Source organism: Flammeovirga kamogawensis (assembly GCF_018736065.1).
GTDB classification, from domain to species: domain Bacteria; phylum Bacteroidota; class Bacteroidia; order Cytophagales; family Flammeovirgaceae; genus Flammeovirga; species Flammeovirga kamogawensis.
This window is the reverse complement of the sequence record NZ_CP076128.1, coordinates 1067055-1082461: the sequence shown is the minus strand read 5'-3', so window position 1 is coordinate 1082461 and position 15407 is coordinate 1067055. Positions and strand designations below refer to the sequence as shown.

The following is a 15407-nucleotide window of genomic DNA, read 5'->3' as shown; positions in this document are numbered from 1 at the left end:
ATTTGAGTTTTTTCCTTAAAAGGCTTTTTCAACTTCGGTTGGGAAAGCCTTTTTTGGTTGTGAAATTTAAAGGGTACTACTAATCTTAAAATTAGTAGTACCCTTTAAATCATTTTAGATGTATAATTATTTTTTAATTAAACCAACTTGTACTCCAATCCATTCATTAATTGTTTTAAATAAGAACGGAGGATAACCTTCAACTTCAGTTAACTGAACATCGCCTCTTTTACCTCCTGTTAAAAGAAAGTGATTAGCCTTTGGAAAAACCTTACCTTCAAAATATTTTGAGTTTTTGAATGATTTCATTCTCTCTAAATTGAGTGTAGGGTCTAATAAGTTATCATTGGCTCCATATAACGTGTAAACAGGAATTTTGATTTTATCCCAATATGGTTTTGCATCAAATTTAAAATATCTTTTCCACCATGCAATATATTCTTCTTCATCAAAAGTAGTAACATATTCGGTCATTGGTGTTACAATGATTTTATCATGAGCAGCAATCAGTTCAGGTGTTTTTATACCAGTTTCTAAATATTGCATTAATAACTCTTGATAATCTAAGGTAATTTTGATGTCGTATTCCGTATATAGATCTGCTTTTAACCTCTTTTCTAATGCTTGCTTTTCCTGATCAGCAAATTTGCTTAGAGCACCAGAAATATTTAGAATGAACTTAATATGTTCATTATTTGAGGCTGAAATTGGCATAACATACCCAGCTTGATCAAAGCCAACTAAACCAATATTTTTACTATCAATTCTTTTTGTCTTTCTTAGTTTCTCGATAACAGCAGTTAAATCTCCTGCCAAATCATTAAAGTTCGCAGTTGTTCTATCTCCTGTAGATACGCCACATCCTCTTTTGTCATAGACAAATGTAGCAATACCGTAATAAGGCAGAGTTCTTACATATTCATCAAAAATATTACCTCTAAATTGTTCACCTGCACCCGGTACAAAAATTACTAGCGGTAACTTTCCTCCTTCAATATTAGGGTAAGTAAGTGTACCTTCAATTTGAATATCACCATTTTTAATACTGATATCTTTATAATCTGCAAGGTCTTGTAGTCTTTTACCTTCTTTTAAAGAAGTTCCTTCAGTATAGGAGTCATATTGTAATCTTACAGCTTCACCATTTTCATTTTTAAATAATGTGATGGTAAAATCTGTAGGATATGATGAAGCCATTTTTAAGCCTGCAGAAAATGTAATTTGTTTATTATCCTTATAAGTAGGGTATAAAATTCTCTTTTTTCCATTATTAAAATCAAGAATCTGAAGTGGGTGAATTGTACCGTCGATATAAAAAGGTTCAATTTGAATCATCCGTCCATCTTCGAAACTAAAATAACCTAAAAGACTTCCTAAGTCATCTATGGTAATAGGAGTGACTCTAATTAAATTACAGTCAATTTTTTTGTAACCAACTTCAAGGTATCCCATAATGGTACTATCGTTAAGAATTTCTCCTTTATATGTAGCAGCCATTGAAGGTGTGTCAATTTGAAAAGTTAAAGAGTCTAACGTTTCTTTATAATTGTCTACTTTATTGGTTTCTTCTTGGTGATAAAATAATTTCACCTTAATTAAAGAATCAATATTTACAAAAACTAAATCAGGGTACAATTCAAAATCAGCTGTGCCAATCCACTTACCTTCAATGTTTTCATTTTTCCATTGAGCATTACTAATCTGAATGCTAAAAAATATTAGGCTTAATGTAAAAAAAAATCGATTCATACTTTTTGTTTTAGATGAAATTAATGTCACCTATATAATGTAATAATTAAAAAATAAGGCAATTTATATACCATTTGTGAGTTAATACGGTATAGTTTTTAGTTGTAAATATAAAGTATATACAAAGATGATATCAGTTATTCTAAATTCTGCATATAGAATTAACGAATGTATTTTCCTTCATCAAGTATAATTATGTTATATTTATACTACTGTTTTCTACACATAATACAATTAAGTCAATTTAAAATAAGAATGAAACCTAAATTACATATTTTACTTTGTTGTTTTTTATCTCTATCTCTACTATCAATAGCCTCTGAAAAAAGAGCACTTCTTATCGGTATAGATAAATATTATGATTCTGAGACCGAACGCTTTGCAGAATGGCAAAATTTAGATGGAGCAGTAAACGATGCATCAGCAGTTTATGACATTCTTAGAGCTAAGTATGGCTTTAATGAGAAAAATATGAAGCTGCTTGCAGGTGAAAAAAACACAACTAAAAAAGCAATTCTTAAAGGGTTTAATCAATTGATTAAATCAACAAATCCTGGAGATCAAATTTTTATTTATTATGCAGGACATGGTGCTCAAATTACCAATTCTCAATTTTATGAGTTAGATAAGAAAAATGAAGCAATTGTACCTTCTGATGTATTAAGAACGAATGAATATCTTTTAGATGTTGAAATAAATGATCTCTTAAACCAGATACTTGATAAAAATGGTGAGTTAACCGTCATTTTCGATAATTGTTTTAGTGGATCTGGTACAAGAGGAAAAATCAATACTAATGAACTTAAGTCTAGATATGTTCCAGTATCTGATTTAGATATTGATACTAAATTCGAGAAAAAACAATCGGCTGCTGAAAGAGGAGCACTTGTAATATCAGCAGCTCAAGATTATCAATTTGCGAAAGAATATAAAGATTCAAGAGGGCAATCTCATGGCGTGTTTACTTATGCTTTGATTAAAGCAATGCAAGCAAGTAATGTAAACGAGTCTGCAGAAGATGTTTTTAAAAGAGTAAATTCTATTATTTTATATAATGCTGTTCCAAGACAGGATCCAGTTATTGAAGCCTCTGTAGAAAGAATTAAAGCTCCATTATTTGGAGGAGTTGCAGATCCTTCTGTTGGTGTACAAATTGGGGTAGTAGATGCGGAAAATAAATACAAAATCACTTTAGATGGAGGAAGTGCTCTTGGCGTTGTTCCAGGTACACAATTATCACATGGTGAAAAAGGGATTGTAGTAGAAGTAACTTCACTCTTTGGTGTTAATGGGAGTTATTGCAAAATTATAGAAGGTGATAAGGAGTTATCAGAAGGTGACCTTTTAAAAGTGACAAAATGGGCTCCTTATAATAAAAATAGGCTTAAGGTAAATTACAGTGCTGCAGGTATAAATTCTACAGATTTAGAAAAGGTAAAAGAATTATCAAAATACTATAGAAATAAGCGTCTTTTAGCTGATGATCCGTTAGATACTAAAATTGATCTTTTAATAAAGAAAGAAGACTCAGGTCAATGGGTAGTTTTAAATCATGGTAATAAAGATAACTTTTCTAGTAATGTACCTTCTTCATCAGACATAGATAAATATATAAAGAGTAAGAAAGTGACTGGAAAAATATTTATCGAAATACCTCCATCAGAAGCTGTTTATAAAGAAATTGAAGGTGCTTTGATTGGTCAAGCTAAAGTTGAAAAAGTAGGTACAGACACTAGATGTGATTATCAATTAATTGGTAAATACAATCAGTCAAATACTTTAGAATATGCTTGGTTAAGAACATCTGCAACAAATAAAGATGATCATAGCCCATTACCAGAAATTACAGATTGGTTAAGTAAAGAAAAAGTTGTTTTATTATCTGATTATGCACTTCGTTTAGGAGAAGTGAAGAGTTGGCTAACAATGGATGTTCCTCCTAATAACGCTTGTTTCCCATATAAATTAGGTTTAATGAAAGAATCTAATGGAGAAATTATTTCTCAGGGAGCATTGGTAGAAGGTGAAGTATATACAGTTTCTCTTTATTTAGATGAAAAATTATATGATAATTGGAATAATGAAGATCGATATATTTATATCTTTTTATTAGAGAATGATGGGAGTATGCAGCTGCTGTTTCCAGATAGAAATGCATCTGTAGAGAATAATACAGAGCAAATTGCTCAAGAAAAAGGAGATTATAAAAATATCATTAAGTTAGTTGAAGCAGGTGAGTTAGCTGTTTCTCCTCCTTTCACTACTGATAATATATTGATGTTAAGTACAACAAGTGCTATTATAGACACTTCAATTTTTAATCAGACAGGTGTGAAGTCTAGAGGAAGTGGAGAAGATGCTTCTTTAGAGTCTCTCTTGGAAGAAGAAGATACTAGGAAAACAAATTCTGTAAGTAATTGGTATTTAGAAAAGCATACCTTTTACGGAGAGGAAGTTAACTAAAAAAAAGCCTATCAAACTTAAATTTGATAGGCTTTTTTGTGTTTAATGAATAAACCAATTTCCTAAGAAATGAGGTAACATTTGACGCCAAGTAGGCCAGTCATGATGAATATCATGCCCCCAAACTTCTAAATGGTTATGTATACCTTTAGCATTTAAAACATGAGATAATTCTATCGCAGCGGAAGGCTTTTCATGATTTCCCTGTCCAGTAGCCAAAACAATTTCTTTTTGCTTTAATTGATCAATGATATAATGATCATTCCACCCTGGTAAGTAACTTAAAGGTGAATTAAAGAAAGTAAGATCATCAGAGTACCCTTTAGTATAAGAATGTAATTGATAATCCCCACTCATTGCTATTAAGCCCCAGAATAAATCAGGTCGCTTAAAGAAAATATTAGCTGAATGTAAAGCACCAAAAGAAGCTCCAGATAAAATTATAGGGGTGTGTCCTCCACAATCATTAAAAATAAAAGGAACCACTTCATCATAAATGTAATGATTAAACGCTTCTTGTCTTTCTGCTTTATGTCTAGGATTCATCTGGTTGTTCATCCAAGACTCAGTATTAATACTATTAATAGAATATACTTTAAGTTTACCAGCATCGATAAATGGTCTTAAAGCATCAATTAATTGAAATCTTTCGTATTCTAAGAAATCTGCCGCAGCAGTAGGGAATAAAAGTAATGCAGGTCCGTAGTGACCATAACTTACAATATCCATCCATTTATTTAAACGTGGACTATGCCACCCTCCAATATCTCTTCTCATTGTAGTATGTAATAAAGTTTATTTGTATTTTTTTAAGTAGCAGGTCTATCTCTTGTAGAAGGTAGCGTTGCAAAAAAGTCTTCATAAAAACGAGAAGCATATTGTTCAAGTAGTTCTGTAACTCTTTCTAATTTTTCAGAAGATACAATAACACCAGCGTGGTATTGCTTATTCATCTTCCAAACAACCTCAGCATCGTTATAATGTGATAATTCTGGCCATTCTTGTTTTGCTAATGAAACAATGATTCCAGAATAGTCATTTCTTAAAACGGGTAAATTGTATGGAGTATTTGTTGCTACAGCATACTCAATTTTAGCCCATTCTTTCCAAAGGTTCACATTTGATGATGCCTCTAACATTTCAGCGATATTTGCTCCACCAACTCTAGAAGCAGTCTCTAAAAAGATGTATTTTCCGGTAGCGTGGTCTTTGATGTATTCAGAATGAGATGCTCCATGTTTTAAACCAAAGCCACTCAATAACTTTTCATTTAAAGCCAATACTTCTTCAGTTTCTTTTGCATCATGTTCCATTGTATGAGTTCTGAAAACACCACCATCGTGAGCAACTTCCATAGGAGTATTCATGTACCTGTGTGCACGTGAGAATATTATTTTACCATTTAATGATAAACTATCTACATGCAATACATCTCCTGGGCGGAATGCTTCAGCAAGAAAATCATCTCTTTCATCTCCAAGTCCATTTACTGCATCCCAAAATTCTTGATGAGTATGTACTTTTTGAATTCCAGAAGCTGATGCTTCAGAGCGAGGTTTAATTAACCAAGGTCCTTCTACATTATCTAGAAAATGGTGAATCATTTCATTAGAGAAAAGACCTGTAAACTTAGGTATAGGTAACCCAAGGTCCTTAGCTTTCATTCTCATACCAAGCTTATCTCTAAAATGTCTTACAGTTGTTTGTCCCATTCCAGGAGTTCTGAAATGCTCTCTTAGATAAGCCGCTTTTTCAACGTCAAAATCATCTAAAGCAACAATAATATCAAATGGTTCTTCTCTAAATTTGTAAGCCAATCCTTTAATAACGTGTTCGTAATTCCAATCAGTTGCAGATTGTCCACTAAATATCATCTCATCAATACTATCTTTTGGCCAAGCGTGATGTTCTAAATCCTTAACAGTAAGTAAAGTTACTTTTGCACCAGTTTCTTTTGCTCCGATAAGGAAATCTTCACCTTTGAAATAACAAGAAACACACAGAATCGATAAAGGTCTTTGATGACTCATTGTATTATAAAATAGGTTTAAATAAGTATGTTTGGAAGGTTTATTAAAGTTGAATTCCACCTCTTAAAAAGTTGAAATCAAAAAGAATTTTCTTCCAAACATACATTGGATTGATTATTTATATACCTCAATTAAAACTTGAGGAAAGGGTAATTGTATTATTGATTAGCAATAATTTTGGCGAATTCTAATAATAAATGAACACCAAAACCAGTTGCATTTCTATCTTTTCCAAAGCCATTTGCAGCAAATGCTACTCCGGCAATATCTAGGTGAGCCCAATTTGTATTTTCTGGAACAAATGCTTCTATAAATTTAGCAGCATGTATAGCACCTGCAGCAGGGTTACCAGGATAATTTTTCACATCAGCCACATCAGATTGTATGCCTTTATTGTAAACATCCCATAAAGGTAATTGCCATATTTTCTCATCTGTAGAGATACTTGCTTCAGTTAAAAGTTGAGCAGTCTCAATATTGTTACTTAACATTGCACCAGCTTCATAACCTAAAGTCATAACAGAAGAACCTGTTAGCGTTGCAATATCAATTACATGATCAAAGTTTTTCATTTTACATGCAAAAGAGACACCATCAGCTAAACATAATCTACCTTCAGCATCGGTATCAATAACTTCAATTGTTTTTCCAGAGTGACTTTGAATGATATCACCTGGTTTTACAGAAGCACCATCAACCATGTTATCTGTTGCAGGAATAAAACCAGTGACAGCAATTGGTAAACGCATTGCAGCAATTGCAGCAATAGCTCCAGCTACTGCAGCAGCACCACCCATATCACATTTCATCCAATGCATATTTTGTGAACCCTTCATAGAGATTCCTCCTGTGTCGAAAGTTACACCTTTACCCACAAATGCAATTGATGCGACAGGTTTTTTAGGTGTGTATTCTAAAATAGAAAAGGAAGGTTCGTTTTTACTGCCTGCATTTACAGCAAGAACAGCGTGTAATCCAAGTGTTTTTAAACCTTCTCTACTTCTAAAAGTGGTTGCATCAAACCCAAATTCATTAGACTTTGCTTCAACTTCATCAGCAAATCCTTGAGGATCAATAATATTAGAAGGAGTATCTACAAGGTACATCGCCCATAATTTAGCTTCGGCTACCTTTTTAGCTTCTTCTATAAGAAGAATATGTTTTGCTCTATTTTCTTTTGGAAGAATTAGGTGAATATCAACAGGAGTAGGTATTCCTTTTAGTTGATAATGTCCTAATAATACACCAGATATAATAGGAGAGATGACATTTTCTAAATGATCACCTAAATGTTTTAAATTTAAAGTATATGATTTACCAACTTTATCTCTATTGGCAAAAACATGTTTTCTAACAGCGTCTTCAATTACTTTAAAAGCGGTTGAATCACCAATACCCAATAATGTTACTTTTTTATCATTATTTCTTAAAACAATTGATTCTCCCGCTTTTGCTAGAAAATCATTTTTTAAGATAGGCACAGAAATATTCCATTTTTGAGCAGCTCTTTCAAGACGTTTTTCCCAAGTAGACTCGGTGTAAATTACCAATGAAGGAATTTCCCAAGATTCAGTATTATCAATTAATAAATTGGTTAACATTATGTATATGGTTTATGTAGTATTTCTTGTGGTTAATAAAAGAGTGTATTCATGGCTTCTTCAAATTCTTGTCCCCAAACAGCTTCCGAATGGTTTGCTTCAGGATTTATTTTTAAAGGAAGGTGATGATCTTCAAAGCCTCTATCTTTTAAAATTTCAATGAGCTCCTCAATTTCACCTATTAGCGTTTCACTTTCTTTTCCTCCGCCGTAAAAATAGATCATAGATTTCAAGAATGGGGTAACCCTCTTGGCTAAAGCAAATATTTTACTAGAATACCACAATGATGGGGAGAAAATCATGTATTTCCCAAATGCTTCTGGTCTATATAAGCCCGCGTACAAGCTTACCAAGCCGCCCATAGAGCTTCCGCCAATACCTGTATTTTCCCTATCTTGTTTAGAAGGGAAGTTCCTGTTTATGTAAGGAACTAAAGTATCAACAATAAAATTAATATATCTTTTTCCGCTTCCTCCTGTACCATTTTCATCAGCAAAAGGAGCAAACTCTTCTATACGTTCTTCATCGCCATGTTCAATAGCAATCACAATCATCTTTTTACCCTGATCAATCATTTCGGACATTACCTTATGAATACCCCACATACCAAATGGAGCATTTTTATTGAAAAGGTTCTGAGCATCGTGTAAATACATTACTGGGTAACGTTCCGAGAAAGAATCCCATCCTTTTGGTAACAATGCCCAAACAGCTCTTTTTTTACCCAATTGAGGCATATCAAATTTATCACTGATAAGCATGATATCCACATTTGGAGCTTCTGCCATAGCATCTAAATGAAACCACATTTTGTGTCTTCTTTCAGCTAATTGCTGACGGTCAGTTTTGACATAATCATTACCACCAAAAGCCCACGTTAAAAAATTAGGTAAAACAGCAGACCAAGTATAAAAGTTATGTTCACCATCAGTTATTTCAACATAAGTAATGTCGTCATGGATGTCATATCCTTTTTTATCAAGCTCTTTAATTAAATCAAGGGTGTCATCAATAGAATCAATGATGCCATTATTATTCCTATCCGAAGTTTCGTCTTTAGTACCCGTTTGTAGCCAGAATTTTAATCCTTCTTTTTTAGAAGAATTTTGTATTGTTCTGTGCATAATGCGGTCTATATCATCATTATAGTCTCCCTCTGCCGGTTTATCTCTCCACCAGAATGAACCAGAGAATACCCCAATTTTGTTAAAGTACTGTGGGTAATGCCAAGAAATATCTAATGCAGACAACCCTCCTAAAGAAAAACCAGCATAAGCTATATCTTTTGGAGATGTAGAAATATTAAAACTTTTTCTGCAATATGGAATAAGCTCTTCTATGACAAATCGAGAAAAATCATGTGCTTTATTTCCTCTGTTCATATAGTCGGCAGAAGAAATACAGCCATATTCATCAATTCTTAAAGCACTACAATGTATTCCAATTACCGCTATTGGGTTTATTACTTTAAGATCATAAAGATGATTTAATGTTGAATACATCTGAACAGCCTCCATATCTTGTCCGTCATTAAAAAATGCAGCCTGTATAGGAGTTGGCTCTTTTTTATGAGGAAGAAAAATAGAAAGAACTACGTCTCTTCTTAAGAAATTGGAATAATAGGTTTGTTCAATGTGATCAAAATATTGATTTTCATCATTATTTTGTGATTGATGGTGATTCATTAAACTTTTGATTTGAAAACAACAAGTAAGGGGTCTAATACACTGTGTTAGGGTACCCTAACTTAAATCGACTGCAATGATACATCAAATAAATGAAAATACTGTAGAAAATTTATAAATAATTTACAATGATTAATAATTGTTTTTGTAGCTTTGCACTCGTTATGAATAATTGATGAATTCATTTTAATGATAAATCTATTATTCATTATTGCGATTTGGTGACCCACACCACCCATTATAACAATAACCTAGTCATTCAATTTAAATAATTTCCATGAAAAAAATTGGTATCCTCTTTGGTAAGGAGCGTAGTTTTCCTCAAGCTTTTATTGATAAAGTAAATGAGATTGCTCCTAAAGGTATTTCTGCAGAAGCAGTTTCTATCGACAAAGTAGTCCAAGGTAAAGCAACTGAATATGCTGTTATTATAGACCGTATTTCTCAGGATGTACCTTTTTACCGTGCCTTCTTAAAGAATGCAGCAATCTGTGGTACAGCTGTTATAAACAATCCATTTTGGTGGAGTGCTGATGAGAAATTCTTCAATAATGCTTTAGCATTAAAAGTTGGTGTACCTGTGCCAAAGACTGTTTTATTACCGTCTAACCAATGGCCAGATGACACAAACCAAGATTCTTTCACAAACTTGGCTTACCCTTTAGATTGGAATAGTATTTTTGATTATATCGGCTTTCCTGCATACATGAAACCACATGATGGTGGAGGTTGGAAAAGTGTTTATAAAGTAAATGATTCTAATGAGCTTTTTGAAAAACATGCTGAAACTGAGCGTTTAGTTATGATGCTTCAGGAAGAAATTAAATTTACTGAGTATTTCCGTTGTTATTGTTTAGGAGGTAAGTATGTACATATCATGCCTTATGCTCCAGAAAATCCTCACCACTTACGTTATGTAGTTGATCAGGACAAACCAACTGATCCAAAACTATTGAAAACAATCGAGGAGTATGTTCTTAAATTAAATCATGCTTTAGGATACGATTTTAACACAGTAGAATTTGCAATCAGAGATGGTGTTCCTTATGCAATTGATTTCTGTAACCCAGCACCAGATGCAGGTTTAGAGTCTGTTGGACAAGAAAACTTTAACTGGATCGTTGAGAATGCTGCCAAATTTGCTATTGAAAGAGCAGAGGCTCAAGTAGAAGGACAAGATAACTTAACTTGGGGTACTTATGTACAAGAAGGCGTTCAACAATCTTTAAAAAAGGCTGTTAAAAAAGCTCCTGTAGCAAAGAAAGCAACAGCTACACGTAAGCCAGCTGCTAAGAAAACTACAGCTGCAGAAAAGAAAACAACCGCAGCTAAAAAGGCTCCAGCAAAAAAAGCCCCAGCAAAGAAGGCAACAACTGCTAAGAAAACATCGACAAGAGCGAAAAAAGCTTAGTGATTAATAAATAGTAAGAGTTGCTAAGTTTTTACATTATACTTAGCAACTCTTATTATACTATTTCCCCCTTGATAATCTTTAAAAACCTATTTTTACCTACTGAATTATTATGAGCAAAAAGTTTACAATTGGTATAGAGGAGGAATTCCAAACTGTAAGTATGGAAGACTTATCTCTAAAGGCTCACTTATATGAAATCCTAGATCAAGATAAGAAGTATTTTCATGAGCATGTAAAGCCTGAAATGCATAAAGCTGTTCTTGAGGTAGGAACGCATATATGTGAAAATATCGATGAAGCTCGTAAAGATGTAGTTCGCCTTAGAAACATGGCTGCTCAAATGGCAGGAGATCAAGATCAGTACATTGCTGCAGCTGGTTCTCATCCATTTTCTTCTTGGACAGAACAATTAATGACGGATGACCCTCGTTACAATCAAATTGTTAATGAACTACAAGATGCTGCAAGATCAAATTTAATTTTTGGAATGCACGTTCATGTAGGTATAGAGAACCGTAACCAAGCGTTACACTTAATGAATCAGGCGAGATATTTCTTACCTCATATTTTTGCACTTTCTACAAATTCACCTTTCTGGGAAGGTAGAAATACAGGGTACATGTCTTACAGAACAAAAGTTTTTGATAAATTTCCAAGAACTGGTATTCCTGAATTTTATGCCTCAGCAGCAGAGTATGATGAGTACATAGAAATGCTAACTACTACAAATTGTATTGATAATGCGAAGAAAATATGGTGGGATATCCGTATGCATCCTTTCTACAATACAATAGAATTTAGAATCTGTGATGTGCAGATGACTACTGAAGAAACATTAGCTATTGCATCTTTAGTTCAAGCAATTGTTTGTAAACTAGATAAATTGATGAGACAAAATATGTCGTTCAGGATTTACAGAAGAGCATTAGTAAACGAGAATAAATGGAGAGCTGCAAGATACGGTTTGGAAGGTAAACTAATTGATTTTGGTAAACGTGAAGAAGTAGACTCTAAACAACTTATCTTAGAAATTCTTGATTTTGTAGATGATGTTGTAGATGAACTTGGTAGCCGTGATGTTCTAGAAACAATTCCTGCTTTATTAGAAAAAGGAACTGGAGCTAGAAGACAATTAGAAATATTTAAACAGTCTAATAGTCTTGAAGATGTGGCAAAATACATTGTTCAAGAAACAAATAAGGACTTAGATACTAAATTGCCTTGGAATTTAACAATACCTAGTGTGGGTGTGTAATTATAAAGAACATTTTTAAAGTTTTTAATGGGTCGGTTAAGATTAGCATTGATTGATATGTATAACAAAGTTCCTAACGAAGGAATGCGTTGTATTAAAGATATCTTAGAAGAAGTAAAGGAGGAAGTTGATTATCAAATTTTTGATTTAAGAGGAGAAAATCAATTACCAGATACATCATTTGATATTTATATATCAACAGGTGGACCTGGAAATCCTTTAGAAGAGGAAGGTTGGGAGCAAGGATACTTCGATTTATTGCAAAAATTATGGGAGCATAACCTAACTAATTCAAGAAAAAAATACATGTTTTTTATTTGTCATTCTTTCCAAATGGCAAGTAGATTTTTCGGTTTAGGTCAGCTTTCTCAAAGGCATTCTACAGCTTTTGGTGCTATGAGAGTACACAAAACAGAAGAGGGTAAAAAAGACCCATTTTTATCTGTTTTTGGAGATACTTTTTATGCAATTGATTCTAGAGATCATCAATTATTGAATGTAACTCAAGAACAATTAGATAAAATTGGTGCTAAAATAGTTTGTATGGAAAAGATTAGACCTCATACAGATTATAAACGTGCTGTGATGGCCATCAGATTTTCTGATGAGTTTTTTGGAACACAATTCCATCCAGAAGCCGATGCAGAGGGATTAATTCCCTATTTTGGTGTAGATCCTCAGAAAAAGGGAATTATAGAAAAATTTGGTGAAAATAAATTTAATAAATTGATGAAGATTTTAGAAGATCCAAGTCGATTGAATATGGCATTTAGACCAATAATTCCTTCTTTTTTACAGTATGCAATTCAAGCATTGTCTAAGTAAAAAGAACCACTTAATTAGTTATAACTAATAGTAGATATGATCAAGTCTTTAAGAGGAGAATTCAACAAGAATTTCTCAGACGATAAATATAAATCACTTACTAAGTATTTTGCTGATAAATTTGGTGAAGAATTGGCTTTCAGAATGGCTGAAACACCTATTTTCTTTCCGCCAGAATTTGTAACAAGATTAAAAGAAGCATGTGCTGATGTTGTTACTGTTTTAAAGCGAGATGACTTTAAAAAGATAACTGAAGATGCGATTCCGAAAGATTGTATAGTTCCTAATGAAGACGATCATACTAACTTTTTAGCTGTAGATTTTGCTGTTTGTAAAAATGAAAAGGGAGAACTTGAGCCTCAAATGATAGAGTTACAAGGTTTTCCATCTATTTTTGCTTTTAATATTTATAAGCAAGAAGCATATAAGCAAGCATATGATTTAGATGAAAAATTAACACCATTTTTTGATGTTTCAGAACAGGAATATATCGAAAAATTGAAGAAGGTAATTTTAAATGGTCATGCTCCAGAAAACGTAATTCTTTTAGAAATTTATCCTGATAAGCAACATACTAAAGTTGATTTTGCTGCAACAAAAGAAATTATCGGGATAGAAACTGTTTGTATTACGGACATAATTAAAGAAGGAAAAGATCTATTTTATAGTAATAACGGTAAGAAAACTCCAATAAAGAGAATTTATAATAGACTAATTTTTGATGAAATAGAAAACTGGGAACCTTTAGAACTTCAATTTAGATTAACAGATGATGTTAATGTTGAATGGGCAGGCCATCCCAATTGGTTCTTCAGAATAAGTAAATCTTTAATGCCTTATTTAGAAAGTAAATTTGTACCAGAAACAAAGTTTTTGACAGATTATACTACTTACCCAAAGGATTTAGAGAACTATGTTCTAAAGCCATTGTATTCGTTTGCAGGAGCTGGTGTCGTTTTTCATTTAGAGCAAAAACACTTAGATGCTATTGCTGAAGAAGAAAGAGGGAATTATATTCTGCAAAGAAAAATTAATTACGAACCTATTGTTGAAGCTGCTGACGGTGGAGATGTAAAGGTAGAAGTAAGAATGATGTTTATATGGGCAGATAATGAGGAATCACCTGAATTAATAGTTAATCTTTGTAGGATGAGTAGAGGTGAAATGATTGGGGTAAAATACAACCACAATAAAACTTTTGTAGGAGCTTCTATTGGTCTTATGTAAATAAAAAGAGGATGTTTTAATTTACTTTAAAACATCCTCTTTACTTATAGAATCTAAATTCTAATAAAATATAGATAAGATAGAAGGCGTAAGTAGTGCAGTAAAAATACCCATTAATCCAATGGATAAACCACTAATTGCCCCTTCAATAATTCCCATTTGTATAGCAGCCGCAGTTCCAATACCATGAGCACAAGTACCCATTGCTAATCCTTTACCGATTGGTTTAGTTATGCCTACTTTATGTAACACCATTGGTCCTACAGTAGCACCAAGAATTCCTACAATAATCACAAAAACTGCAGTAAGGGAGGGGATACCTCCATTCTGGAATGAAACAGCCATTGCAATTGGTGTTGTTACTGATTTTGGAGCCATTGAAATAATGAGCGATTCATCTGCTCCAAACAATTTACCAACTAGGATAACAGAAAGAATTCCCATTATACTTCCTGTAAATGTTGCAGCAAGAATAGTAAAAGCATTTTTACCAATTGTGTGTAGTTGTTCGTATAGTAAATACCCTAAAGCTACTACAGAAGGTCCCAACATAAAATGTATCATATGAGCATTTGTTTTGTAAGTCTGGTAGCTAACATTTGTACTTTTTAAAATAACGATTAATGTAAGTATTGTAAGTAAAACAGGGTTTAGTATTGGACTTTTAACTTTTTGATAAATTGCTTCAAAAATTAAGAACAACCCTAATGTAGCTGCTAGAACAAACGTTTCACTTTCAAAAAGATGATGTAATAGTTCTTTCATTATTCAGTGTCTTTTTTTCCTAAAAACTGACCTGTATAACCTGCAGAAAGCATAACGGCAAACATAGAAATTACAATGGTAACAGAAATCATTAACCAGTTTTCCTGTAATACATCAAGGTATTCCATCATGCCAACACCAGCAGGAATAAAGAATAATGACATTCTTTTAGTTAAAGAAGTTGCGGCATCTTTTACCCATTGATAAGGAATAATTTTAAGATATAGACATAAAAATAGTATTACCATTCCAATTACATTTCCTGGTATTGGAACTCCCGTTGCTTCATTAATTAATGTTCCTAACGCTAGCATTGTTAGGATCAGCATAAACCCGCGTATCATGTATTTTGTATTAAGTGTTTTAATTTTTCATAAATATACATCGATATTT

At 32.8% G+C, this 15407-nt stretch carries 12 protein-coding genes; 5 read left to right on the top strand and 7 right to left on the bottom strand.

The genetic code is table 11. The features are described from left to right. Positions 1 to 126: 126 nt before the first annotated feature. The gene (locus tag KM029_RS04285; protein ID WP_144075542.1) at positions 127 to 1749 is read right to left on the bottom strand and encodes an alpha/beta hydrolase family protein; all 1623 of its coding nucleotides are present in this window, start codon (positions 1747 to 1749) and stop codon (positions 127 to 129) included. Between the two features lie 255 nt (positions 1750 to 2004). Here KM029_RS04285 and KM029_RS04280 point away from each other — a divergent pair, with 255 nt between their 5' ends. Further along, positions 2005 to 4212, top strand: coding sequence for a caspase family protein (locus KM029_RS04280; RefSeq protein WP_158631154.1), 2208 nt, complete (start codon positions 2005 to 2007; stop codon positions 4210 to 4212). 42 nt (positions 4213 to 4254) lie between these two features. On the opposite strand, the gene KM029_RS04275 is transcribed toward KM029_RS04280, so the two are convergent. The 4 genes from KM029_RS04275 to KM029_RS04260 all read right to left on the bottom strand — a co-directional run bounded on the left by KM029_RS04275 (position 4255) and on the right by KM029_RS04260 (position 9528). Then, complete coding sequence (locus tag KM029_RS04275) at positions 4255 to 4989, bottom strand: esterase family protein (protein WP_184679462.1); 735 nt, start codon at positions 4987 to 4989, stop codon at positions 4255 to 4257. Between the two features lie 32 nt (positions 4990 to 5021). After that, a complete protein-coding gene (locus KM029_RS04270; protein WP_144075540.1) occupies positions 5022 to 6242 on the bottom strand; it encodes an ATP-grasp domain-containing protein in 1221 nt (406 codons plus the stop codon). A gap of 158 nt (positions 6243 to 6400) precedes the next feature. Beyond that, positions 6401 to 7843 carry a M17 family metallopeptidase gene (locus KM029_RS04265; protein ID WP_144075539.1) on the bottom strand — a complete coding sequence of 481 codons (1443 nt, stop codon included), beginning with the start codon at positions 7841 to 7843 and terminating at the stop codon, positions 6401 to 6403. Between the two features lie 32 nt (positions 7844 to 7875). Beyond that, on the bottom strand, positions 7876 to 9528 hold the full coding sequence (locus tag KM029_RS04260; RefSeq protein ID WP_144075538.1) for an alpha/beta hydrolase-fold protein: 1653 nt from the start codon (positions 9526 to 9528) through the stop codon (positions 7876 to 7878). 277 nt (positions 9529 to 9805) lie between these two features. On the opposite strand from KM029_RS04260, the gene KM029_RS04255 reads away from it, so the two are divergent. The 4 genes from KM029_RS04255 (at position 9806) to KM029_RS04240 (ending at position 14249) form a co-directional block, all read left to right on the top strand. After that, the gene (locus tag KM029_RS04255; protein WP_144075537.1) at positions 9806 to 10939 is read left to right on the top strand and encodes an ATP-grasp domain-containing protein; all 1134 of its coding nucleotides are present in this window, start codon (positions 9806 to 9808) and stop codon (positions 10937 to 10939) included. Positions 10940 to 11051: 112 nt separating this feature from the next. Further along, positions 11052 to 12197: a carboxylate-amine ligase gene (locus tag KM029_RS04250; RefSeq protein ID WP_144075536.1), complete on the top strand. Its 1146-nt coding sequence runs from the start codon at positions 11052 to 11054 to the stop codon at positions 12195 to 12197. Positions 12198 to 12224: 27 nt separating this feature from the next. Beyond that, a complete protein-coding gene (locus KM029_RS04245) occupies positions 12225 to 13022 on the top strand; it encodes a type 1 glutamine amidotransferase (protein WP_144075535.1) in 798 nt (265 codons plus the stop codon). A gap of 36 nt (positions 13023 to 13058) precedes the next feature. Next, positions 13059 to 14249 (top strand): ATP-grasp domain-containing protein, encoded by a 1191-nt coding sequence (locus tag KM029_RS04240; RefSeq protein ID WP_144075534.1) that lies wholly within the window; start codon positions 13059 to 13061, stop codon positions 14247 to 14249. A 60-nt stretch (positions 14250 to 14309) separates the two neighbouring features. Here KM029_RS04240 and KM029_RS04235 read toward each other — a convergent pair whose 3' ends face one another. Then, positions 14310 to 15014, bottom strand: a complete 705-nt coding sequence (locus tag KM029_RS04235) for an LrgB family protein (RefSeq protein WP_144075533.1) — start codon at positions 15012 to 15014, stop codon at positions 14310 to 14312. Continuing rightward, entirely contained in the window at positions 15014 to 15382 is a 369-nt protein-coding gene (locus KM029_RS04230) for a CidA/LrgA family protein (protein WP_262712707.1), read from the bottom strand. The genes KM029_RS04235 and KM029_RS04230 overlap by 1 nt, the downstream gene beginning before the upstream one ends. Positions 15383 to 15407 lie beyond the last annotated feature (25 nt).

Coding starts and splice junctions, on each gene's coding strand:
- KM029_RS04285 (WP_144075542.1), bottom strand. CDS start 1,749: ATGAATCGATTTTTTTTTACATTAAGCCTAATATTTTTTAGCATTCAG.
- KM029_RS04280 (WP_158631154.1), top strand. CDS start 2,005: ATGAAACCTAAATTACATATTTTACTTTGTTGTTTTTTATCTCTATCT.
- KM029_RS04275 (WP_184679462.1), bottom strand. CDS start 4,989: ATGAGAAGAGATATTGGAGGGTGGCATAGTCCACGTTTAAATAAATGG.
- KM029_RS04270 (WP_144075540.1), bottom strand. CDS start 6,242: ATGAGTCATCAAAGACCTTTATCGATTCTGTGTGTTTCTTGTTATTTC.
- KM029_RS04265 (WP_144075539.1), bottom strand. CDS start 7,843: ATGTTAACCAATTTATTAATTGATAATACTGAATCTTGGGAAATTCCT.
- KM029_RS04260 (WP_144075538.1), bottom strand. CDS start 9,528: ATGAATCACCATCAATCACAAAATAATGATGAAAATCAATATTTTGAT.
- KM029_RS04255 (WP_144075537.1), top strand. CDS start 9,806: ATGAAAAAAATTGGTATCCTCTTTGGTAAGGAGCGTAGTTTTCCTCAA.
- KM029_RS04250 (WP_144075536.1), top strand. CDS start 11,052: ATGAGCAAAAAGTTTACAATTGGTATAGAGGAGGAATTCCAAACTGTA.
- KM029_RS04245 (WP_144075535.1), top strand. CDS start 12,225: ATGGGTCGGTTAAGATTAGCATTGATTGATATGTATAACAAAGTTCCT.
- KM029_RS04240 (WP_144075534.1), top strand. CDS start 13,059: ATGATCAAGTCTTTAAGAGGAGAATTCAACAAGAATTTCTCAGACGAT.
- KM029_RS04235 (WP_144075533.1), bottom strand. CDS start 15,014: ATGAAAGAACTATTACATCATCTTTTTGAAAGTGAAACGTTTGTTCTA.